Origin of the sequence: Lysinibacillus sp. A4 (genome assembly GCF_024919535.1) — a bacterium.
GTDB lineage: Bacteria > Bacillota > Bacilli > Bacillales_A > Planococcaceae > Lysinibacillus > Lysinibacillus capsici.
The window spans coordinates 139,123-163,364 of record NZ_JANWTB010000002.1; the positions used below are offsets into that span (position 1 = coordinate 139,123).

Genomic DNA, 24,242 nt, shown 5'->3' on the forward strand with positions numbered 1-24,242 from the left:
AACATATATATATTTTACATCTTTAACAAAATTAAAAAAAGGGTAAATTTTTTCAGTAGAATAATAAAAGCCAAGGATGCACTAGTATAGCATCCTCGGCTTTCTTGTTATTTAATTGGAATCCAAATTTCTGAATACGAATCAGGGCGATAAGCATCCTCTTCAGGATAAACCTCCAATTCCGCTGTTCCTGCTGGTTCATATGGGTTGGATGGGAACCACTCTGAATAAATTTGTTTCCACGTATTTTGCATTGCATCAGGCATAGGTCCATGTACTTCAAAGACAACCCATTTGGATGCAGGTACTTCCATTGTTAAGAGATCTTCTCCTACCTCTCCTACATGATCAGTAGCAATCCAATAATCAATGAAGCCCTTTTGTCCCTGTTCAGTATTAGGTACACAAACACCTAATACACCATTGACAGTGCCATTATTTAATTGGTATAGCTGGTGATCAAAGCCACTTTGGTTTACCTCTTGCCAAAATAGAGGTATTTCCGTAGTATTCTCTCCATTTTGACAGTTGTATGTTCTTTTTACACCCACAATTTGAAACTTGTCTTTTTCAATAATTTTATATTTCATTGGTTCTGCTCCCTTCAAGCTTACCTGTATGACCAGGCGATTATATGATTGTAATGGTCCTTGCTTCTTTCTTGCTTCACTAGGCGTTACATGGTGCTGTTTTCGAAACGCTTTAGTAAAGGCTTCAGGAGTTTCATAGCCGTATTTGTAGGCGAGATCGATTATTTTTTGTTCAGTACCCAGCAATTCTTGTGCAGCTAACGTTAATCTTCTTCGCCGTAGATAATCTGCAATAGACATATCTGTCAAAATGGCAAAGGTTCGCTGAAAATGAAAGACAGATGAATTAACCTCCTGTGCAATCTGTTCAATCGTAATATCCTCTAATAAATGTTCTTCCATATAATTAATGGCCTTTTGTATCGACTCAATCCAACTCATTGCTCTCACTCCTTGATTCCATCTTAAAATAGATATTGCTGCATAACCTGTCTTTTTATGCTAACTTCGGACAGGTTAAATGGAAAGCATTTTTTGACTAGCTCCCCACTTTTAATTTCTTATCCCACTCACTATTTTTCCCTAAAATTCCATTGTAGTAGAAATCAAAAAACATCCAAAATATTTCTAAAATATATTTACAAGAGTTTCTATTAAATGGTAAAACGGTATAAGAGAAGATATAGGGGGACTTTGCGATGAAATGGTTAGGTGCTGCTGCTATTTGTTTGAATGAAAGTAATCAGTTATTAATGGTTTTACAAGGAACTGTTGATGAAGAGAAAACTTGGACTGTGCCATCAGGTGGAAAAGAGGCCACGGAAGATTTTAAGACTTGCTGTATACGAGAAGTTTATGAAGAAACAGGCTATACAGTAGATATTATTAAGGAAATTTATTATAAGTACAATGAAGTAGTGGAAGTTCGCTATTTTCAAACCATCTTAACAGGTGGACAAATGATGATACATGATCCCGATGAATTAATATATGACATAGCATGGAAATCTAAAGAGGAAGTAGCACTTTTACCCCTAACATTTCCAGAAGATCGGGTATTTCTCTTATCGTTATTTAAATAAAAAAAGTCACGTCTCATCGACATGACCCCTCTTGTTAAATAGTGTAATTGTTTTGCTGATAAATAATTAAAGCAGAATGGATGACCGTCTGCTCTCCAATAAAGAGCGTATTGTATTTGATATCAAGTATGAAAAAGCCTTTTAAATCTACTAAAGCACGGTTAATATCAAGTTCAAATTGCACAATATCATTGTTTTGAATTGTCACAACTTGAGTTATCTGTGTCATTGTCCACACTCCTTTAATCTTATGATAGAGCAAAAAGAAGTTCATGTCACACAAAAAAGTTGGAGCTAAAAAAGCCCCAACACCTTTAGTACATCGTTAAATATTCCTCACGCTCCCAGTTATGGACACGTGTGCGATATTTATTCCATTCAATTTCTTTGGCAGCTGTAAATTTATCATAAATATGGTCTCCCAATGCATCACGAACAATGGCATCCATCTCTAATTCAATCAGCGCAAATTCTAATGAGGATGGTAAACTATCAATCCCGTTCAACTCCCGATCTGCTGCTGTCATTTTATAAATATTACGGTCTACCGCGGCTGGTGGTGTTAAATCTTTTCGTATGCCATCCAGCCCTGATGCTAGAATTACAGCCATTGCTAAATAAGGGTTTGCTGCTGGATCAACTGAGCGCAATTCAATTCGTGTAGATAGCCCACGTGCTGCTGGAATGCGAATTAATGGTGAACGGTTTTGAGCAGACCATGCTACATAGCAAGGGGCTTCATAGCCAGGTACTAATCGTTTATAGGAATTGACAAGTGGATTCGTGATAGCCGTAAAGCCATGCACATGCTTCATAATTCCTGCCATAAAGCTACGTGCGGTTGCGCTTAATTGCAAGTCTGCATGTTCATCATAGAAGGCATTTTTGTCACCTTCAAATAAGGAGAGATTAAAATGCATTCCTGAGCCATTGACCCCAAATAGTGGCTTTGGCATAAATGTTGCGTGGAGACCATGCTGTGCAGCAATGGTTTTTACCACCAGTTTAAATGTTTGGATATTGTCACATGCCTCAATAGCACTCGCATACTTAAAGTCGATTTCATGCTGGCCTGGTGCTACTTCATGATGAGATGCTTCAATTTCAAAGCCCATTCCCTCTAGCTCTAAAACAATATCACGACGACAGTTCTCTCCCAAATCAGTTGGCGCTAAATCAAAATAGCCTCCACTATCATTTAATTCCAGTGTCGGATGCCCCTTTTCATCCAACTTGAATAGGAAAAATTCAGGCTCTGGCCCTAAATTAAACGACGTAAAGCCCAGCTCCTCCATTTCCTTCAATACGCGCTTTAAATTGGCGCGTGGATCTCCTTCAAACGGTGTACCATCTGGTCTTGCAATATCACATATAAAGCGAGCTACTTTCCCCTTTTCAGCAGTCCAAGGAAAAATCACGAAGGTATTGATATCAGGCTTTAAATACATATCTGATTCTTCAATACGCACAAAACCCTCGATTGAAGAGCCGTCAAACATCACTTTATTATCAAGCGCTTTTCCTAATTGACTGACAGGAACTTCCACATTTTTGATTGTCCCTAAAATATCTGTAAATTGTAGGCGAATAAATTTCACATTTTCTTCCTTCACTCGGCGTATAATATCTTCTTTGGTATAATGTTTCATTCTTCACCACTCCAATGTAATTTTTATTAACACGTTTTTTATAACTGTTCTAAAAATACATTATTTTTGAAGAATAAGCAATGTGTATGTAAGGTTTTATGACATGCCTTTTATCGAATATATTAATCCTTATTTTAGATTAATTTTTCTTACCCTATTTCCATCTCAAATAGCGAGATCTTTCATCTTTAAAAAAGGGCAAAACTACCACTTTCTACAAAAGGCCTTTAGTCTTATAAAAATTCTTCGTCATTCTAAAAATAAACAGCCTATATCATGACGAGACGAAGCATTCACTACTTCTACATGCATCAAATGGAGATATATCAAGAACATCGTTAAAAAGATAACCCGTGAACCCTATCCAAGAACCAAGATGTCAAAAATCCTATTGATTAAGTTTTACTTTATATCACAAAAGCCTTGTATAATGCGATATTTATTGGTAAATTTATAGCAAATTAGAATTTTAATTTATTCATATTATAAGTAAATACGGAGTATATAATTATGGTTAGAAATCATTATGTTGGCTTCCAGGAAATATTTAGTTATAGATACATAAGGCGGTGAATTAAGTAGGCATGTCAGTATTAATTATTGGCAGCGTAAGTAATGATGTGCTACGTCTGCAAAAGTATTTTCATCGTATCAGCATCCCCAATATTCATTGCTTTTCAACAACGGAAGCAGCAATGAACTATTTAGTAGATTCAGCTTTGAAAGATGAGCTGGAATTAATCGTACTTGACACGAAAATGACACTCAGCAATTGCGAGGAAATTTGTCAGCACATTCATGCACTTAAAAATTGGATAGATGTCCCTATCCTACTATCTACTACCTACGAAAAAAACATAACAATCGATAGGGTTTTTGAAGCAGGCATTTTCGACTTTATTTTAAAGCCGTTTGATTTTACTCATTTTAAGACTCGAATTCAAGTAGCCTTAAAATATCAGAGGGAAGCCAAACTTCGAAAGCAGCAAGAAAGTATGATTCAAAAAGATTTGTTTATTGCAAAAAAATTCCAAAAGAATGCACTATCTTCTCCATTAAATCTTGAGCAAATACAGGTTGATGGTCTTTATGTAACATCCAATACACTAGGAGGTGACATGTACTGCTGGTTTAAGATTAATGACCATTTAACCGCCATTCTTCTGTACGATGCAATGGGGCATGGCATAGCTGCATCACTCGTTACTATGTCCATCAGATCATTATTAAAAGGAATAATTACTAAGTTAATTGATCCAGTAGCCGTAATCCAAGAACTTAACCGCCAAATTTACGAGCTATTTTCTGATGAAGATATGGACCGTTTTTTAATGACAGCAATCTACATACTTCTCGATACAAAAAACGGCACTTTGCACTATGTGAATGCGGCTCACCCTTCTGGCTTTTTATTTGGAAAATATGGAGAAACAGTCTTCCTCCCAGCGAATACGCCTATCCTCGGACTATTCCCTACTATTCAAATAAATAAAAAAACAATACCTTTATCAGGCTGGCATCGTATTATTCTTTATACGGATGGATTATTAACATTGAACGAGCAAAACTCAATTGATATGGACTTTTTCTACACTTATGCTTCACAGGATAACAGCTATGCACTACAAAAATTTTCTCAAAAGTACAATTTATTTGATAATGATTACAGCGATGACATCACAGTCGTTTCAATAACAATTACATTAAAGGGTAGGTGATTGAAGATGGAATTCACACTCAATGTAAATCCTGATACACAAGCTATAGCCTTTATTGATCAAGTTATGGAGAATTATACAGATTTATATAATCTACCTTATAAACGAGAGTTAAGATTTGTTGTTCATGAACTAGTCATCAATGCCGTAGAGGCTATGGGAAAAATTGATATACCCGCTCAAAAGGAGATTCAAATACATGTAACTCCATCAAACGAAGAAATAAAAATAACAGTCACTGACGAAGCAAAAGGCATTGACGAAAAGGACTGGGACAAAGTTCTTCAATTCGATTTAGACAAACTTGATTATGCTGATCGTGGACGCGGGTTATTTTTTGTCAAAAATATGGTCGACCATATTTGGTTCGAAAATATTTCTGAAACAAAATTTTTAGTTGGTATTTCCAAAAAGATTCATCTATAAAAGTAAACGTAAAATTGGGGGCGTTTTAATGAAGTTATCTATACGAAAGAAAATGAATCTGCTTATATTTGGTTGTATTATTTTACTTACTTCCCTTTTAGCAGGAGTCAATTTTTTTGTTGCCAAGAACAATCTATTAGAAAGTGCTGATACAAAGCTTTTATCAGATATACAGTTGAGCTATGAATATTTAGACGCTAAATATCCTGGAGAATGGTCCATTAAAAACAACCAACTCTATAAGGGCGATATCAATATGGTAGAAAACTTTGAGGTAGCTGATAAAGTTGGAGAACTCACAAATGGAAATGCTGTATCCATCTTTCAAAACGATACGCGTATAAGTACCAATATAGTGGATAATGGTCAACGCGCTTTAAATACAAAGGTTTCTGACGAGGTTGCTACTGTTGTACTGGGAGAAAAAAAACGCTTTATCGGTTCTGCCAATGTCTTAGGAAGTTTGCATCAAGCAGCCTATGATCCGATTGTAAATAGTCAAGGCGAGGTTATCGGTGTATGGGCAACCGCTGTCCCTACCGCTCCTTATATAGGCATTGCCACAAAATCTGCACTGGAGAATGTAGCGATTTCCTTAGTGATCGCCATTGTAATGATCGGAGGAATTAGTTGGTTCTTACAAAAGCAAATTGTTAATCCTATTAACATTCTAAGTACCAATGCCAAGGAACTAGCAGACCTAAATTTAAATGTTAAACTGTTAAACCCTAAAGGCAAAGACGAAATCGCTGAATTAGCACGTGCATTTAGTAGTATGAAAAATCATTTAACAGAGACGATAAAGATTGTGGCTGGTAGTGCACATCAAATTGCAAAGTCGTCACACACTTTGGCAGAATCATCTCATCAAACAAGCGAAGCATCTAATCAGATTGCACTAACAATGAATGAAATCGCCGTTGGTACTACCACTCAATCTGATCAGGCTGAACGAATAGTTTCAATGATGCAAAAAACGATTGAGGAAGTATCAAAGAGCTTACAAAAAGCCGAAATCACTTTAAACAGTGCTATCGAGTCCACTCATATCGCACGTAAAGGAGAAGAAGCCATCACCGAAGCGATTATGCATCTAAGTGATGTTACGAAAACAGTGTCTTATGCAACTGATTCTATCCAAAAATTAGGAAAGCGCTCAGAAGAAATTGGTGGTATTATTACCGTTATTACTGGCATCGCAGAACAAACAAATCTGTTAGCACTCAATGCGGCCATCGAGGCGGCACGAGCAGGTGATCAAGGAAAAGGTTTTGCTGTCGTTGCATCAGAGGTTCGTCAGTTAGCTGAACAGTCAAGTTTAGCAGCTGGACAAATTACTAATCTTATTAATGATATCCAAGCGGAAACTTCTGTGACTGTACGGACAATGGAAAGTAATTTACTAGCTGTTGAGGAGCAAGTAACGATCATTAATAAAGGTGGAAGTGCCTTAAAAGAAATCGTGGAGAAAGTGGTCGAAACTGAAGAAGGTGTCGAACAAATGAAAGTGGCATTTACACATGTTAACGACAACTCCCTAGATGTGCAACAAGCCATTCAAGATATTTCTCGCATCATCGAGGACGCTGCAGCAGCTACAGAAGAGATTGCCGCAACCTCAGAAGAGCAATATGCGACTGTTGCCGAAATTACACAAAGCTCAGATGAGTTATCATCAATTGCTGATAAATTACAAAATGAAGTGAATAAATTTAAGTTTGAATAAATCCCCAAACAAGAAAAGAAAAATGGAGGCGCTATAGGATGAATCAGAAGAAAATTGCAATGAATATTGACACAAAGGCTGATTATATTGTGATTGCGTTTACAGGCGATTTAGAATACGGGATGATTGAAGAAATAAAGTCAGAGCTGCAAACACTTAGCTTAGACACAAAACACGGATACATTATCGATATGCAAAGGGTAACAAATATTGATAGTACTGGATTCGGGATGATCGTTAATTTTGCTAAGAAGGTGTCTGTAAAAGATAAGAAAATCGCCATTATTGTCGTCGATGATTTCATTCGCAACTTATTCGCTATTTCACAGGTTGATAAAGTATTCCCTATTGCCGAAAGTGAAGAACAAGCAAGGAAGATTATTAAAGAAGATTGGCTAGGTGAACTATCACTTAACGATTATTAATCTCTATAAGCATAATAAAAGGTGTATTCCTATTAACGGAATACACCTTTTTATGTTGTTAAAAAAGAAGATGTCAACGGTAGAAATAGTAACTTTACAAGGCGAGAGGTTGATTTCCGTTCTGCCAGCGTCCTTTCCAGGAGGGCGTCCGATGAGCCGCTAAATCCCATAGGAGTGACGCTATCAACCATTCTACAAAGCAGGCTTTACCTCATAGTAGCATAGCGATCAAATCTACCCATTATCTGTATTCTTAGAGGAGATAGGCTCTTATTTTCAATGTGGTGAAGTGAAGTGAAGTGCTGAGTGACAACACCTCTTCATAAAGAGTAATGAACTCTTATACTTTATAAAACCTTCGCTAAAAAGATTAGTTTTTTGGATTGAAGTGGAAGGTATTTGACTTCCATGGGATAACTAGACAGGCGAGCCCCTACATGGAGCGGAAGCAGTTCGGCGCTCGTCCATAGAAAAGCATGCAGCCAGCAACAGAAATCCATTTCTACCTTTCAATTGACTGTTTTGTTTTGTTTTGTAACACTAAGAAAAGGTGTATTTCCTATTATGGAATACACCCTTTTCTTTTTCTTTAATACTGCAGTAGCATATTAACAAACACAACTAGAATGATAAACGGTACAACAACTAGCATTAACATACGATATGTCGAATAATACCCTTGTCCCATTTGACTACCCGTTAGCAATTCTCTCTTCACAAATTCTTTATCTACTACATAGGCAATAAAAATAGCAATGAATAAATTCCCTAGCGGAAGCATGATATTCGACACTAAAAAATCGGTTGCATCAAAGATACTTTTCTCGAAAATCATTATATCCGATAAAACACTCGAAGAAAGCGCTGCTGGAATAGCTGCAATAAATACGACTATACCAAGTATAAGTGTCCACATGGGACGGGATTTCTGACTATGCTCCATAAATGCTGCGACGATAATCTCATATAAACTAAATGATGACGTTAATGTAGCAAATAAAAATAGCAATAAAAACATGGCTAAAAACACTTCACCGAATGGCATTTGACTAAATGCTGTTGGTAGTACCATAAATAGCAAACCTGGACCCGCTGCTGGCTCTAAATCAAAGGCGAACACAACAGGGAAAATCGCTAAACCTGCTAAAAATGAAACGAGCACGGTTAACAACACTACAGAACCTGCTGAATTCGGAAGACTGACATCTTTTTTTAGATAAGAGCTATATGTAACTAGACAAGAAAAGCCAACTGCTAACCCAAAGAACGATTGCCCGAGGGCTTCTAATAATGCCTTACCCGTAATATTCGAGAAATCAGGCCATAAGAAGAATTTTACCCCTTCCATTGCCCCATCTAATGTAACAGCACGCACAACAAGGACAATGAACATTATGAAAAGTAACGGCATCATCCATTTATTGGCTTTTTCAATCCCATTTTGTACACCTAATGAAATCACAAGTACGTTGGCTAATGTAAACAACACTAGACCAACTAGTGTAATCCATGGCGTGCCTATAATTTTTCCAAATAATTCAGCTGGATCTACTGCTGGATCAATTACCGCGCCAGCTACACCTAGCCCGCTATAAATAAAGATCCAACCTCCGACTACGCTATAAAAAGTTAATAATAAAAAACAGCCTAGCACGCCCATTCGACCAATCCAAGCCCAGCCTGGCTTAGTTGGGGCAATTTTTTTATACGCTGTTACAGCCTCGGATTGTGTACCACGTCCTAACACATACTCGGACAATAACATTGGTAGTCCTATTAACAAGGTAAATAACACAAAGATAAGGAAAAATGCTCCTCCACCACTTTGTCCCGTTACATAGGGAAGTTTCCAAATTGCTCCTAGTCCGATCGCCGCACCAGCTGATGCTAAAATAAAACCTAATTTACTAGACCACTGTCCTTTTTTTCCACTCATCTCTTCAAACTCCTCAAACATTCTAAACTCTTCTCTATTTTACATGAAAATATAGCTTTCGACTAGATTATACTTATAAAGTACTAGTTAGCTGTTTTACCCTATTACTTTTTTCTATATTTATTATTCTTCACACCTTTCTCTATCCATCATTCCTTCCACCAAAAAAACCTCAGGTATGTTCACCCGAGGTTAGTAAAAATTATTTTGTTATATAGATAGAACGCTGGCGGTCGATCCACTTGCGCATAGTAGTAAATAAAAACGCCATAATAGCCGTTAATAAAATACCTTTTACAATGTTAAATGGTAAAATCCCAGCGATAATCATTTTATAAAGTGAGTCACCTACAACAGGTTCCATTCCTAAGAAGTATGTGTACATCGGTAAAAATACAGCGTAGTTTAAAATACTCATGCCTACTGCCATTACGACTGTTCCTGTCGCTAAACCTCCAACAAGACCAGCAATTGTTTTAAAGCGATTAAAAATAAGGCTTACTGGCAAAATAAATAAAATACCTGTTGCAAAGTTGGCAATATGACCTACTGGCACACCTGTTGGCGTTCCAGAGAAAATCCAATCCAATACATTTTTAAATAATTCTACTAAAATACCAGCTACAGGCCCCATTGTGATGGCTGCTATTAATGCAGGCATATCACTAAAGTCGACTTCCAAGAATGCTGGAAATGGTGGAATTGGAAAATTAAAAAGCATTAATAAAAACGAAATACTGCTCAGCATGCCAATCGTAATAAACGATTGAAGTTTAACATTTTTCTTCATAGAAAACTCTCTCCTCTTTGCTGATTCAATCTCGCAAGAAGAAAGGTGACGATCTTTCAATGTTAGCACAAAAAACCCTTATGCATGAAGAGCACAAGGGAGAAAGGCATGACGAATAAGCGTCAATTTAAACTATTTTTGAGCACCGTTTAAAAAGCCATACAAAAAAGCGCTCGTTTATAGTTTATTTCATAACAATGAATGACGATCGTACCTCCATCTTCTCCCATCCAGACTTTAACTGTCGGCCTCGGAATCACACCAAGTCAGCCATGCAAATAAATTTGCACAGGTCGCGGGCTGAAGAGCGAAGCATAAACCATTCGAGTTAATGGAAACATTAACGGTTCACCACTCTATTACCGCCGGTCGGGATTTTCACCCTGCCCCGAAGATGAATCATATTATTTTATACTACAACCTTACTATAATTAATTATCAAGAAAAAGTAAACAGTTCTGCTTAAAAAAATCCGATTAGATTTGTATGTATTGTAAAAATGGAGCATTCCATGTTACAGGAATGCTCCATTTTTGATTCTGCCTAAGGCATATATTGTTTATTTGGCCCCACAGGCTTTGGCAAATAATTTTTTAAATCGAATCCTTCCCAACTTTCTTGGACCACATTATCTAAGCGTAATTGTTGGTCAAAGCTAGCAGCAGTTAACATCATCGCTTCAATCAATTGGGTAGCGCGAATTGGCTCCATCGATGCTAAATCTAAGGGAATGTCGAATGTTACGACTACACCTTCCGCTTCCTCTTTCACGGTATATGTTACGTTTTCAGGAACCACTGTTACATAAACATCATCATTTTTGTTTTTCATTAGTGTAAGTGCTTCTGTAACATTAGCAAATGTTTGACGGAAATCTGGTGACAGATATTCTGCCCCATTCTCATCTTGGTATAAGTAATAATTAAAATGCTTGGCGTTTGTTAATGACATGGCTTGACTTGGCTCACCCTCTTGAGAAAACTCATAAGGTGTGCCATCTTCATTTTGAATCTCAACTTCCGTATATTCAGAATCCGAGAAGGTATCCTCTAAAGTCCCTTTGTACTCATTAACGGTAGCTGATGCAATATCATAGTCATTGTCCTTTGGTAAAACGTGGACAAGCTTGTCTTCCTTCTCCTTCAGTTCACCTTTAAATGGATGATAATCCGTAAACCCTTTGGCTTCTTCATCTATTTGAGGAGCATATTTTTCATACATCTGTAAGGTAGAAGGTTTTTCTGTTCCAAAATCAGTTGCTACACGCTCATTTGGTATCACATATGTCATTGGAACACTTTCTGCATCGCGTCCTGCCAAACCAATACGAAATACGACAGCATCTTTCACATCTTCCTCATAGACAGATGACCGTAAAGATAACAGACGCTCATGCTCCGATACAATACTGGATTGAAGTGCCTCATCCTGGGTAGCTGCCTCATTGGCAGAACGATCTTCCTGTAACGTAGAGTAATTAGCCGTTTCTGGCGTACTAGCTAAATCTTTTTGGCTAGCGTCATTATTCATCAACATGAAGCCAACGAGTACCGTTATCGCGAAAACTGCTGCTACACTCGTAAAAATCGGCATTTTACGGAACTTAAATCGTGATGGTCGTTCATCTTGAATTAAAGGTTTACTTTCTTGTTGTGCTTCTTCATTCTCTATAGGTTGTTGTATCGCTTCTTGAAGGTGACTATTATCCTGCAAGCGAGCATCTGCCATTAACCGATTTAATATTTCTTCTTTTGAACGGCGGTCAGAAAGCTTAGGGGCATTGTTCAAGACATGTTCAAGCTGTTCATCATCAAATGGCTTATGCGTCATTGCCGTTTCGCCTCCTGTTCTCTAATCGGCTGTAGCTGTTGCCTTAAAAATTTAATGGCTCGATGCTGGGTCGTTTTTACCTTAGCTTCTGTCCAATCTAGTATTTGCGCTGTTTCTGCAATCGATAAATCTTGAAAATAGCGCATAATAATAACCATTTTTTGATCGCCTGTACAGTTTTCAAGTGCTGATTCTACCTGCATAAATTCATCACTGGCCTGTAGCATATCTTCCGGTGATGGTGTGGTTGAATGGAGCTGTTCCGTTTCCCAGTCAAAGAAATCATGTGAATGCTTTTGACGTACAGCTTGCTTTCTAAAATGATCAATCGCTACATTTTTAGCAATAGCAAATAGCCAAGTTTTCTCACTACTATTGCCTGCAAATTGATCGTATGAGCGCAACACTCGTACATAAACTTCATGTGCTAAATCTTCGGCAAGTGTACGGTTTTTTACTAAATATATTAAAAACTGAAACACGTCTTGGTGATATGCATCGTATAGTCGATGGAACACGGAGTCATTCAAAGCACTCCACCCCCGTTCTATAATATTTGTCGTCTTACATTCATAGAAGTTACAGCCAATTAATAGCAATACTTGTTATTAATCGAACGGTAAATAAAACGTGAAGGTCGTACCCTCTTTCAACACACTGTCTACCATTATATTACCTGAGTGAGCCTTCACAATATTTCTAGCAATGGCTAAGCCAAGACCAGTTCCACCCTTGGAACGAGTACGTGCCTTATCGGCTTTATAAAAACGTTCAAAGACATAGGGTAAGTCCTCTTGAGGAATGCCATGTCCTGTATCTTGAACAGATATTTTAGCAAATGTCGGCTCCTGCTCTATTTTCACAGTTACAGACCCTTCATCTGTATGTCTCAGGGCATTGTCGACTAAATTTGTAAGCACTTGTTCAATGCGATCCTCATCTATATTAATCATGGCCTCGTCATTAAATTCACTTTCAAACAACAGACGAACATGCTTTTCTTTTGCTACCTGTGCAAACTTTTGTGTAATACGTTCGAATGTAGAATTAATTGGTAATTCATCTTTATAAAGCGTCATATGCCCTGATTCCATGCGTGCCAAATCTAATAGATCTGTCACAAGGCGACCCATTCGCTTCGATTCATCATAAATAATTTTGGTAATCTCATTTCGCTCTTCCTGATCCTGAATAAAATCGTCATCCATTAATGCTTCTGAGTAACCTTGGAGCATGGCAATCGGTGTCCGAAGCTCATGAGAGACATTGGCAATAAAATCCGATCTTAGTTTTTCTAAGCGATGCTGTTCAGTCATATCACGAATAACAGCGACAGCACCACGTATCATTTCTCCACTATAAAGAGGACTAATGGTAAATGTATAATAGCTGCCATCCATTTCAATTTCCTCTTCTAGTTTATCCTCAAACATCAGTACATGATCAAGCATATGATACAGCTCTGGCGGAATAGGTTTTGCACTTTGTGAGCCTTTATTCACAAACCATTTTTGCATTAGACGTTCAGCTGGTGGATTACTTAATAATATTGTACGATCCCGATTAAATGTTATCACTGCATCTGTCATAGATGTCAAAATATTAGAAAGCTGTTCGTTTTCTTGATTGATAACCTCTAAATTATGCTTTAATTGACGGCCCATTTGGTTGAAGGCAACGGCAAGCTGACCAATTTCATCATTTTGAGTAGTGGGCATTTTCGCTTCAAAATTCCCTTTTGCAATTTCAAAAGCTAATTCACGCATTTTTCTTAATGGCGAAGTTATCCGTGAAGAAAGGAAGAATGCGAAGAATGTCGTCAACACAAATGCAATGAAGGCTGCTAAAAAGACAATTTTCGTTGTTTCCTTAGACGTTTTATGTAACGCATCTGGGCTTTGGTAGATGAAGACAGCTCCATGTACTGCATTTTCAACATTTAGGGGAAAACCAAGTACGACATAAGATTCCATCTTTTCTTGATCAGTTGAAGAAGGCATCATCATTTCTTTAATAATCGGTTCATCTGATTGAAACACTTCATGAAAAGATTTATTGGCTAAAATAGTATCTTGTATTTCTTTTTTGTTGACACCCTCTTGCATCGCAAAGGACACTTCAACATGACTGATAGCGATCAATGCATTGGTCCCTGTAGGTAAAATATCTTTTAATAATTCCGAGGTAGATTCGGCTGTTTCATTGTCATCTACTATACTTGCTACTGTTGCTGCTGTTTGTCGCAATGAAATTTCTGCTTGCTGCATATGGTAATTTTGAAGAAATTCCAGCATTAATACCGTGAAAACAAATAATACAAATGAAACGAGAAGCAATATGGTTACCCATAGCTTCCCGACAACACTATTCCATATTCTATTCATTGACAACCTCAAATTTGTATCCAACGCCCCAAACCGTCACAATCATTTTAGCAGCGTTTTCAGAAACTCGGTTGAGTTTTTCACGTAAACGTTTTACATGTGTATCCACTGTACGTAAATCACCAAAGAAGTCATAATGCCATACCTCTTTTAGTAGTTGTTCACGGTCAAATACTTTGTCTGGCGATTTCGCTAAAAAGTACAGCAATTCATACTCTTTCGGTGTTAAATTAACCTCAATGCCCTCTGCAGTCACACGGTGTGCATCATGATCAATCATTAAGTGTTGGAACACCACTAAATCTTTTGAAGAAGATGCATTAGTCGTTGGTGAGAAAGCCTGTGAACGACGTAGAATAGCCTTCACACGTAACACAACCTCACGAGGACTAAATGGTTTAACGATATAGTCATCTGCACCAAGCTCAAAGCCTTGTACACGGTTCGCTTCTTCGCCTTTAGCAGTTAATAAAATAATTGGTGTTGCTGCGCGCTCTCGAATTTCTGCACACACTTCTAGCCCATCTTTTTCAGGCATCATAATATCAAGTAAAATACAGTGATACTCTTTTTCTAAAGATTTCTCGATCGCTTGTTCTCCATTTTCGGCCTCGTCAACAAGGTATCCTTCTCGCTCAAGATACATTTTTAATAAGCGGCGAATACGATCCTCGTCATCTACTACTAATACTGAAATATTTTCTGACACTTTCACGATCCCTCTCTTCCATCTTTCTCTAACTTCTATTGTACATGGTGTGACACATATTGAAAAGAAAAGAAAGCCTCTTCGCTACAGCGAAAAGGCTTGTTGCTTCACAGGTTACGCGTAGGAGTGTAAACCTGCAAGAATTAAGTTAACAGCAATTAGGTTGAATAAAATAATCCCAAAACCAATTAGTGCTAACCAAGCAGATTTTCGACCTTCCCAGCCTTTTGATAGACGTAAATGCAGGAATGCTGCATAGAATAACCATGTAATAAGAGCCCATACTTCTTTTGGATCCCAACCCCAGAAACGACTCCAAGCAATTTGTGCCCAAATCATCGCAAAGATTAAAGCACCAAGAGAGAATACAGGGAAACCAATCAGCACTGAACGATAACCAATTTCATCAAGTAATTGTAAATTGACACGTTTAACAAGTGGTTGGAAAATGGCACTAATTCGACGGCGAGCAATTAAACGAATTAATAAATACAACACAGATCCTACCAGTAATGACCAAACAACGGTTGTTAATTTTTTTGCATTAATTAACGCTGGCATTTCTACTAATGGCGACATGCCATGTTCTTCTATCACTTCATATTCATTCATACCGAATACTGGAGGTAAATTGTAAATAATTTTACGAGTAGTTCCTTCTTTATCCACATAATTATAGCTAGACTCGTAATCCATCGCACTAAATGTAGATGTTACCGCGACAAATCCAACAACGACTACAAGACAGTACATAACGGCTTCTAACCAAAAACGTTGTTTAGAGGGCTTTGTTAAATCTACTACTTTTAATAAGTAAATAAGTCCTGCCACAGCACTAATGGCTAAAATAGATTGCCCTAATGCTGCTGTAATAACGTGAATTGTTAACCAATGACTTTGTAATGAAGGCACTAAAGGACTTACTTCTTTCGGGAACATTGCTGCATAAGCAATAATCAAAAGCGCAACAGGCAATGCCACTAATCCAAGTGCCGTCAAACGATAAATAAAATAAATTAAGATAAACGCGCCGACAATGAACATACCAAAGGCAGTTGTAAATTCGAACATATTACTTACTGGCGCATGTCCTGTATATATCCAACGCGTAATAAAATAGCCAAGCTGTGATAGGAAACCAATTATAGTAACCACAATGGCAAGCTTGCCCCATTTGCCAGTATTTTTACCAGTAGCATTACCTTGCTTAATTGAACCACCAAATAATAATGTCGCAACTAGATAAGCAATAAACGCTACAAATAGTAAGTTTCCACTTAAGTCAATCAAACTCATAAGGTGTTGTCACCTTCCTTTTCTTTAATGCCACCAGTAGTGGACTCTTCGCTAGCCTCATCTTTCTCTAACTGATCTTTATACGGAGGCAATGCAGCAAATGTTGTAACAGCATCTAAATCCTTTTTCATGCTGAACATATTTTTGTTGACATGGGCAGCCATTAACACACGGCCGTCTGGCTCCACTTGAAGCCATAAACGACGATGATTCCAGTAAGAGCCAATGGCAACACCGATCATAAAGATGACCCCACCAACAAACAGAATAGGGATGGTACTATCTTTTCGCACCGTAATACCTGACATATCACGCATCTCTGCACTAGCAAATTTCATTCTGTATTTATTTTCACCCAGTGGTTCTAAAGGAGGCTGCATAATTTCAACAAAGCTTACTTCTCCTTCAGGAGTTTCTGGTGTAGTCATTTTAAATAAAAATGCAGGATTATTTGGAATAGACGTTTTAGTCTGAGGTTCTCCATTTTCAAATCCATCAAAATCAGGTGTATAGACAAGAATTTGAACGGATGAACCATTCCCTAAATCATACTCTTTTTTAGGATTTGTTAAATCAATCTCTACCTTACCTAATGATTTCTCTGTCGTCTTATTAATTAATTCAAAGTTCATCTGTTTTAATTCATTTAGACGATAATCCATCTGGTAAAGGGCAAAGCCATCTTCTTTCAAAGGATGGTTTACACGAATAGAATAGTCTTTTACTTTTTCTAGATTTTCCGTATCCCCAGGTAATGCGTCTTCAGGTTGCTTGTAAAGTGTAATATCGGTCTGGAAGTTTTTTGCCACTACATTCACACCCTGTTTAACTTGCTCACCTTGAGGTGTATTATCATGTGTTTCTAAAATAAAGTCACGGTTTTCAATGAAATAGCCTTCCATTCCAGTGATAGCTCGTGTTTCACCTTCACGCACCCATATCGATTCATCAACATAGAAGCCTGGAACTAGACGTAGCATGACCCCACCTAAAAAAATGATGAGACCTACATGGTTTATGTACGGACCGTAACGAGAAAAGCGTCCTTTTTCAGCTAAGAGAGCGCTACCATCTCGACGAACAGAATACTTCATCTCAGTCATTTTTTGAGCCACTTTATCAAGCGTTTCCTCCGCACTCGCTGACACTTGTCCTTCTGCAACAATGCGCTGACGCTTCATAAAGCTTTCATGTCTTTTAACACGTTGATTCTTTAATGATTTATAAAGTGGAATGCCTCGGTCAAGACTTGCCACTATAATTGAAACTGCTAGCATACCAACTAAAATCTGGAACCACCATGAGCTATATAAATCCGAAAGCCCCAACGTATAATAGATTTTACCGAATGTACCATATACGTCTGCGTAATAAGCCCCCTTCTCCATATCAGAAGCTTTTACGTAAAACTCTTGCGGTAGTAATGTTCCGACTGAAGCAGCAATTAATGTGATAATAATTAAGGATATACCAACTTTAACACTTGAGAAGAAATTCCATATTTTATCAACAAATGATTTGTTATATGTTTTGGAGCGAATGGCCATACCATCATAGCGCATATCAACAACTTTATTTTGTTTTTCTTCTTCGGTTAAAGGACGACCACATTTCTCACAAAGCTTCGTGCCGTATGGATTACTATGACCACAAGCACAAATGATTTTTTCCATCGTCATTTACTCCTTATTTGGCTTCACTAATTCCATGTACGAAGCAATATCTTTCTCCGTCATTTCACCTGTAATAATTTTGGCCACTTTGCCTTCTGGATCAATTAACACTGTTGCAGGTAATTGTCCTACATTATAAGCAGTCATAACACTTTTTGTTTTGTCGATAACTACTGGAAATGACAACCCATATCGATCGACAAAATTCTGTACTTCAAAATCTGTTTGAGCAATATTGACAGCTAATGTTTGTACACCGTGATCTTTAAATTCTTGATACTGATTGTCCATTGCGGGCATTTCCTTCTCACAAGGCTTACACCAAGTTCCCCAGAAATTTAAAAATACCCCTTGCCCTTTATAATCCGACAATTTATGTTTTTCACCGTTTAAATCTACTAACGTGAAGTCAGGTGCCTCAGAGCCTACTGCTACTAACTCTACTTTTTCCTTTGTTGCTGTTCCATATACTGTGTACCCGATTGCCAACGCTAACACAGCTAAAATGACAGTTCGCAGTACAAGACGTTTTTTCTTTTTCTCCAAGTTAATAAACCCCCTATCAATTACGGCTTACGTTGCTTTTACATATTGAAGAAACAAATAGAACTTTTTCACTCTCTATACGTCTATAAATATGTAAAAGCTTCTTTCACATTGACGTCAACAATACCGGATTAAATGTGTTACAGCTTTTTTGAACAAACTGCTACTAGGTGTACTATTCTCACCTATTATAGCAAAATGATACAAAAACACTTAGCTATTAATTATGAATGATTTATGAACGATTTCACCACAAAGAAAGTGTAAACATCCAAATACCTCTTGTGGTATCCACACTTTCTTCTGGCAAAATTGCATTAATCAAGCTTTCCTGTTTCTGCTAACACACGTAGTTGCTTTACTTCATGCTTTGATAATTCACGGTATTCTCCTGGAGTAAGGCCAAATAAATCTAAGAAAGCAAAGCGTTCGCGTTTTAATTTAACAACGGGTGTTCCAATCGCTTCAAACATACGACGAACTTGGCGATTGCGCCCTTCATGAATCGTAATTTCGCAAATAGCTTTGCCCGCTTTTTCATCGAAAGATGTCATGCTTACCTTAGCAGGTGCTGTCTTACCATCTTCTAATTTGATCCCACGTTGAAGCTTTTTAAGTCCTTCAATTGTTGGCACACCTTTGACACGAGCGATATATGTTTTGTCAATTTTAAATTTCGGATGTGTCAACATATAGGAAAATTCTCCATCATTTGTCAATAGCAACAATCCAGATGTATCATAATCAAGACGACCAACTGGGAAAATACGTTGCGGAATATGATGAAATAAATCTGTGACAGTTTTGCGTCCTTTATCGTCTGTAACTGCAGAAATTGTTCCACGTGGTTTGTAAAGTAAGAAATATACCTTATCTTCTTTTTCTAATTTCACACCTTCTACTTCAATTGTATCGGAATTAGATACCTTTGTTCCTAACTCACGAACCACTACACCATTTACTTTAACTTTACCTTCTAAAATCAATTGCTCTGCCTTGCGCCTTGACGCAACGCCTGCATAGGCAATGACCTTTTGTAATCTTTCCATTTCTTCACCTCTAGTTTTCTTTCACATTGACACGTTCGTCATCATTCGATTTCGATCCAATGAATAGGGTTATTTTTCCCGCTAATCTGTGAAAATTATGTCATACTTTTAGACATTATTAAAGAAAAACAAATTTCACATTTTTTAATTAAGTATTCCGACTAAATTCTCATTCGTTAATTTCTTAACATTTGAACCGAGATTTTGTTTTGTTTACTAGCAGTATACTCATTTGATAATCATGCGAATCGATTGTAAAATGTTTATTTTGACACAAAAAAAGCTACCATTCGGCAGCTTTTATTTGTATACATTTTCAATTGTTAGGCCACGCTGCTTTAACTCATTGGCTATATAGTTTTTAGCCAGTACCATGTTGCCTGCCAAAGGTTCCTCAATTGTGGAACCATCTTGAATTGTAAAAACCAGATGATCAGGCTTTGTCACACCACTTTTTTCTAGATTAACCTGCTCAACTTTCACTATTTCTTCCCACTCGACAAAATTTACTTTTAAACTAAAAAATGGATTCATATGAATACCGCTTGAATCTATCCATTTATAAGTATTAAAGCTTAATGCGATGAAACCTAAGGCAATTAATAAGGAAGTAGACACTAGACCACGTTGAATATTCTTTCTTTTTTTCGTTTTAGGTATGATCAAATAATTGATTAGTAGTACGAGGGCCATGACAAATAAAGAGACCATAAAGATAATATAAGCATTAAAATAAGGTGCAAAATAATAAAATTCATTTGGTCGATATAGTATCTCTTGAATTGGATATAGTAAAATGACAGGGACAATTAAACTTGATAAAAATAAGATAATGATTAGCCCAAATTGAATTTGCCTACCATTACTTTCCATTGAAGCTTTCCTCAATTTCCGCACCCCCTTTTTAAGAAAATTAAGAATTTTTACACTCATTATCATTTTACCAAATTTAACATCAATTGATCAAATAATGTAAAAAAATCAGCAAATCGTTTTTAACGATCCGCTGATTCAACTTTTACTGGCGTTGCATAAATCCGTTCTTCTCCTATAAAGATCGACAAAACTGCTTCTTGGCGTTTCCTTGAAACATGTAATACTTGCCTCACTTGTTCTTTCTCCTCTTTATTTAACTGTAGTCGAACGGGCTCTTGTAAACGAATAGCTAACTTTTTATTGACATTGTATTTACCCTTTTTCACTACTGTTTCAAGACTATAATCTTGCCATACTTTATTAGATAAGCCTCGATGTACATTCCAATCATCTGATTCATTTAATGTGACGACAATGCAGATTTGCCCGTCCTTTTGAAAGGCCGTTGCAAGTGTTCGTCCAGCAACCTTAGTAAAGCCCGTTTTCCCAGCGAAAGCAGTACCAGTGGCTGACTTTAAGGAACTAACAGGCTGTTCTGTCTCATCATCTATATCTGCCGCCATTCCTGAGCCTTCTCTTAATAGACGGTGTTTATTTTCCCATAGCATTCCGTTTACTGTATTTGCCCGATAAAGTACCGTTGAAGCAATTTTCTCAAAGGTTTTATTTTGCAAAGCAAGTCTTAACATCTCAGCAGTATCTCTTGCAGACGATAAATGCTCATCATGATGAAGACCAGAAGGATTCATAAAGACGGTATTGGTAAGACCTGCAATAACAGCTCTTTCATTCATTAATTTGACAAAACCCTCTACAGAGCCTCCTACATGTTCGGCTAAAGCTGTTGCAGCATCATTGCCGGAACGCAGCATTAAGCCATACAATAACGTTTCAACTGTCACCGTTTCACCAGCCTGTAGGTAAATAGAGCTTCCCTCAGCCATAGCAGCCTTCGGAGATATTACAACTTCATCCTGCAAGTCACTATTTTCAATTGCCACAAGTGCTGTCCAAATTTTCGTTAGACTAGCAATAGGTAATCGTTCATCGCTATTGGACCCTATTAAAATCCGTCCAGTATCGCCATCTAAGACAGCATAGCCGCTTCCTCCTCTTGCAAAGCTAGTCTGAGGAAGCATTACCATTAACACAATGATCATAAACAGTGTTAAACGAAATAACCGAAGCAACGAGCCACTCCTTATTCAATGTGATAGGAAATTATAGATTTATATTTATGTTGAAGGCCAACCATTATACCCATTATTTTGCCACGCTAAATGTCTCTTGGAACTTTGTCATAAATAAATCTGTTTCTTGTTCTGTATCAACAAGATCCTCTTCAGGTAGAGGAGGCATTTCTTCTATACTATTTAAGCCAAAATAATGTAAAAATTCTTTGGTTGTTCCATATAAGATGGCACGTCCAGTCCCTTCTGACCGTCCTACTTCTTTAATTAATCCTCGTGAAACTAATGTTTGGATGGGACGCTCACACTTGACACCACGCAAATCTTCTATTGCTACACGGGTAATGGGCTGTTTGTATGCCACGATTGCCAACACTTCGAGGGAGGCCTGAGATAAGGATTGTGCGGTTGGATTTTCTACTAATCTTTGAATCGTATCGGCAAACTCAGATTTTGTAATGAGCTGATAAACGCCTGCAATTTCTTTCACCGTGATTCCTCTTGTTAAATCTTCTTCGTAGGTTTCTCTCAAGGTATTCATTGTTTGCAGAATCAGCTCTTCCTGCTCTCCTAAGAGTTGTGAAAGTTGTTTAATCGTTAAGCCATCATCTCCTACAACAAATAATAAGGCTTCAATTCTACTCTGTAACATCAATGTTTTCGTCATCTTCCCATTCCTCCTTCTGTAAGGTAACCGTTAATTCTTCAAAGTTACCATCTTGCTCTACGATGACGACCTGACGTTTCATCAGTTCAAGAAGAGATACAAACGTCAGAATAAGTGTTGGCTTATCTTCAAAGGGAAAAAGCTCGAAAAATGATGCACGTCCACCTGTTAATCGTAAAGAATCCACAACAGAGCGCATTTGATCTTTTACTGATCGTTCCTGCCTTGCTACAGTAGTTTTTAATGGTTTTTTTAATTTTTTGCGACGCATTAATTTCTGAAATGCTCCAAGCATATCATAGATATTCACATTCAAATCAAATAAAGCCATCTGTTCTTCTGAGGCTAATCCTGTTAAATCAGCAGGTGGCCTCGTAAATACCTGTGCTCGGTCTGTTTCAAGCTCCTGCAAATTACTAGCTGCTTCCTTGTATTTTTTATATTCGATTAAGCGTTGCACCAGTTCTTCACGAGGGTCAGGGCCGTCCACTTCTAATTCTGCGTCCTCCATCTCTCCTTCGTGAATTGGCAATAACATGCGGCTTTTAATTGCCAGTAACGTTGCTGCCATTACTAAATATTCACTTGCTTCATTTAACTCTAATACTTGCATTGCATGTATATGGTCGATATATTGTTGTGTAATTTCAGCCATTGGGATATCATAGATATCAATTTCCAATCTGTGAATTAAATGCAATAATAAATCAAGAGGCCCTGAAAAGGCTTCTAATTTTACTTCATAAGACATTATTTTACCACCCTGAGATTCTATGTTCTTTTAGTATAGTGGAAAGGAGTCCAAAATGCATCCACAGCATCATACTTTATTTATAGATTACTGTGCCTATTTTAATGGCAATCAAGATTTTTTTGAATGCCATGAAGTGCTAGAGGAATATTGGAAGGAAATTGCACCTGGCGATAAAATGCATCCGCTTGTCGGCTATGTGCAGCTGGCAACAGGTTTCTATCATTGGCGACGTGGTAACAATACTGGTGCTAAACGAATTTTAGAAAAAGCACTTCATAACTTTCAAGTAAATGAAGGGCATGTTTTTTTCCAAGAAATTGATTATCTTGAACTCCTAACACAAATAACAAAAGCTATCACTTCGATTGAAATGGGCAAGTCCTTTCAATCTTTCCAGCTTCCTCTCTCACCTCACTTGCTGGATTTAGCCCTAGTACGTATAAAGCTTTTGCCATCAAATAGCTCAAATTATCTTCTTCATAAACATATGCTTCGAGATCGCTCACATATTCTTGCAGAGCGACAAGAAAGCAAACAAAGAAAAAGCAGACGTTGTTAATCGTCTGCTTTTTCATCGATACAATGAATACATTTTTGAACAAAACTACGTGTTTCATCTGTAGCGCGTACACTTTCATATTGGCCAAGTTCCGCCACTTCTTGAAGCATCTCCGTTGCTACGCCCTCTCCTCTATAGGAAGGGATCACCGACACGTGCTGGATTGTGGCTATATTATGCTCATCAACAACAAGCCCTACAATGCCAACATATTCATCATTCTTTTTCCATAAGTATAAAACCCAATTATCGTCATTTTCATAGGAGTGGATGGTTTCTGTAAGCTTTTTTACGTCTTTTTCGTTAGGCATAAATGAAAGTAGCCCCATTGCTATTTTCTCTAAAGCTTTTTTATATCGAATTAACATATTTGTCTATTCCCTCTTTTTCTAGCTGTACATAATCTTTGACTATCCTACACGATTTG

General features: G+C 37.4%; 24 protein-coding genes and 1 riboswitch. Of the genes, 6 read left to right on the plus strand and 18 right to left on the minus strand.

Annotated elements, in window-relative coordinates:
- Positions 1-107: 107 nt before the first annotated feature.
- Positions 108-971: an AraC family transcriptional regulator gene (locus NY607_RS04735; RefSeq protein ID WP_237899836.1), complete on the minus strand. Its 864-nt coding sequence runs from the start codon at positions 969-971 to the stop codon at positions 108-110.
- A gap of 257 nt (positions 972-1,228) precedes the next feature.
- Here NY607_RS04735 and NY607_RS04740 point away from each other — a divergent pair, with 257 nt between their 5' ends.
- Positions 1,229-1,612, plus strand: coding sequence for an NUDIX hydrolase (locus tag NY607_RS04740; RefSeq protein ID WP_131519543.1), 384 nt, complete (start codon positions 1,229-1,231; stop codon positions 1,610-1,612).
- 34 nt (positions 1,613-1,646) lie between these two features.
- Here the strand turns inward: NY607_RS04740 and NY607_RS04745 are convergent, their stop codons facing one another.
- Positions 1,647-1,841, minus strand: a complete 195-nt coding sequence (locus tag NY607_RS04745; RefSeq protein ID WP_048391275.1) for a hypothetical protein — start codon at positions 1,839-1,841, stop codon at positions 1,647-1,649.
- A gap of 85 nt (positions 1,842-1,926) precedes the next feature.
- Complete coding sequence (gene glnA, locus NY607_RS04750; protein WP_237899834.1) at positions 1,927-3,261, minus strand: type I glutamate--ammonia ligase; 1,335 nt, start codon at positions 3,259-3,261, stop codon at positions 1,927-1,929.
- Between the two features lie 584 nt (positions 3,262-3,845).
- Here glnA and NY607_RS04755 point away from each other — a divergent pair.
- The 4 genes from NY607_RS04755 to NY607_RS04770 are packed head-to-tail and all read left to right on the plus strand — an operon-like array spanning position 3,846 to position 7,556.
- Positions 3,846-4,979 carry a SpoIIE family protein phosphatase gene (locus tag NY607_RS04755; protein WP_259419243.1) on the plus strand — a complete coding sequence of 378 codons (1,134 nt, stop codon included), beginning with the start codon at positions 3,846-3,848 and terminating at the stop codon, positions 4,977-4,979.
- 6 nt (positions 4,980-4,985) lie between these two features.
- Positions 4,986-5,405, plus strand: a complete 420-nt coding sequence (locus NY607_RS04760) for an ATP-binding protein (protein WP_131519540.1) — start codon at positions 4,986-4,988, stop codon at positions 5,403-5,405.
- A 28-nt stretch (positions 5,406-5,433) separates the two neighbouring features.
- The gene (locus tag NY607_RS04765) at positions 5,434-7,131 is read left to right on the plus strand and encodes a methyl-accepting chemotaxis protein (RefSeq protein ID WP_131519539.1); all 1,698 of its coding nucleotides are present in this window, start codon (positions 5,434-5,436) and stop codon (positions 7,129-7,131) included.
- Positions 7,132-7,169: 38 nt separating this feature from the next.
- Positions 7,170-7,556 (plus strand): STAS domain-containing protein, encoded by a 387-nt coding sequence (locus tag NY607_RS04770; RefSeq protein WP_009370722.1) that lies wholly within the window; start codon positions 7,170-7,172, stop codon positions 7,554-7,556.
- Between the two features lie 589 nt (positions 7,557-8,145).
- On the opposite strand, the gene NY607_RS04775 is transcribed toward NY607_RS04770, so the two are convergent.
- The 14 genes from NY607_RS04775 to NY607_RS04840 form a co-directional block, all read right to left on the minus strand.
- Positions 8,146-9,492, minus strand: a complete 1,347-nt coding sequence (locus NY607_RS04775; RefSeq protein WP_227744820.1) for a sodium-dependent transporter — start codon at positions 9,490-9,492, stop codon at positions 8,146-8,148.
- Between the two features lie 202 nt (positions 9,493-9,694).
- Entirely contained in the window at positions 9,695-10,282 is a 588-nt protein-coding gene (locus tag NY607_RS04780; protein WP_036080135.1) for an ECF transporter S component, read from the minus strand.
- Between the two features lie 214 nt (positions 10,283-10,496).
- Positions 10,497-10,682: riboswitch (FMN riboswitch) on the minus strand.
- Between the two features lie 143 nt (positions 10,683-10,825).
- Positions 10,826-12,112, minus strand: coding sequence for an RNA polymerase subunit sigma (locus NY607_RS04785; RefSeq protein WP_259419244.1), 1,287 nt, complete (start codon positions 12,110-12,112; stop codon positions 10,826-10,828).
- Positions 12,109-12,642, minus strand: a complete 534-nt coding sequence (gene sigX, locus NY607_RS04790) for an RNA polymerase sigma factor SigX (RefSeq protein ID WP_009370717.1) — start codon at positions 12,640-12,642, stop codon at positions 12,109-12,111. Before sigX ends, NY607_RS04785 begins: the two co-directional genes overlap by 4 nt.
- Before the next feature lie 78 nt (positions 12,643-12,720).
- Positions 12,721-14,496, minus strand: coding sequence for an ATP-binding protein (locus NY607_RS04795; protein WP_131519536.1), 1,776 nt, complete (start codon positions 14,494-14,496; stop codon positions 12,721-12,723).
- Positions 14,489-15,205, minus strand: coding sequence for a response regulator transcription factor (locus NY607_RS04800; protein WP_004232215.1), 717 nt, complete (start codon positions 15,203-15,205; stop codon positions 14,489-14,491). Before NY607_RS04800 ends, NY607_RS04795 begins: the two co-directional genes overlap by 8 nt.
- A gap of 114 nt (positions 15,206-15,319) precedes the next feature.
- Positions 15,320-16,501 (minus strand): c-type cytochrome biogenesis protein CcsB, encoded by a 1,182-nt coding sequence (gene ccsB / locus NY607_RS04805; RefSeq protein ID WP_048391290.1) that lies wholly within the window; start codon positions 16,499-16,501, stop codon positions 15,320-15,322.
- On the minus strand, positions 16,498-18,174 hold the full coding sequence (gene resB, locus NY607_RS04810; protein ID WP_131519535.1) for a cytochrome c biogenesis protein ResB: 1,677 nt from the start codon (positions 18,172-18,174) through the stop codon (positions 16,498-16,500). Before resB ends, ccsB begins: the two co-directional genes overlap by 4 nt.
- Before the next feature lie 6 nt (positions 18,175-18,180).
- Positions 18,181-18,720: a thiol-disulfide oxidoreductase ResA gene (gene resA / locus NY607_RS04815; RefSeq protein ID WP_004232210.1), complete on the minus strand. Its 540-nt coding sequence runs from the start codon at positions 18,718-18,720 to the stop codon at positions 18,181-18,183.
- A gap of 317 nt (positions 18,721-19,037) precedes the next feature.
- Positions 19,038-19,769, minus strand: a complete 732-nt coding sequence (locus NY607_RS04820) for a pseudouridine synthase (protein ID WP_131519534.1) — start codon at positions 19,767-19,769, stop codon at positions 19,038-19,040.
- Between the two features lie 300 nt (positions 19,770-20,069).
- On the minus strand, positions 20,070-20,657 hold the full coding sequence (locus tag NY607_RS04825; protein WP_227744819.1) for an alkaline shock response membrane anchor protein AmaP: 588 nt from the start codon (positions 20,655-20,657) through the stop codon (positions 20,070-20,072).
- A gap of 107 nt (positions 20,658-20,764) precedes the next feature.
- Complete coding sequence (locus NY607_RS04830) at positions 20,765-21,835, minus strand: D-alanyl-D-alanine carboxypeptidase family protein (protein WP_131519533.1); 1,071 nt, start codon at positions 21,833-21,835, stop codon at positions 20,765-20,767.
- Positions 21,836-21,908: 73 nt separating this feature from the next.
- Positions 21,909-22,502, minus strand: coding sequence for an SMC-Scp complex subunit ScpB (scpB, locus tag NY607_RS04835; protein WP_131519532.1), 594 nt, complete (start codon positions 22,500-22,502; stop codon positions 21,909-21,911).
- The gene (locus NY607_RS04840) at positions 22,474-23,253 is read right to left on the minus strand and encodes a segregation/condensation protein A (RefSeq protein ID WP_131519531.1); all 780 of its coding nucleotides are present in this window, start codon (positions 23,251-23,253) and stop codon (positions 22,474-22,476) included. The genes scpB and NY607_RS04840 overlap by 29 nt, the downstream gene beginning before the upstream one ends.
- A 55-nt stretch (positions 23,254-23,308) precedes the next feature.
- Between NY607_RS04840 and NY607_RS04845 the strand changes: the two genes are divergently transcribed.
- Positions 23,309-23,815: a DUF309 domain-containing protein gene (locus NY607_RS04845; RefSeq protein ID WP_237899821.1), complete on the plus strand. Its 507-nt coding sequence runs from the start codon at positions 23,309-23,311 to the stop codon at positions 23,813-23,815.
- Here the strand turns inward: NY607_RS04845 and NY607_RS04850 are convergent.
- Complete coding sequence (locus NY607_RS04850; protein ID WP_004232192.1) at positions 23,812-24,183, minus strand: GNAT family N-acetyltransferase; 372 nt, start codon at positions 24,181-24,183, stop codon at positions 23,812-23,814. The two genes, NY607_RS04845 and NY607_RS04850, sit on opposite strands and share 4 nt — an antisense overlap.
- Between the last annotated feature and the right edge of the window lie 59 nt (positions 24,184-24,242).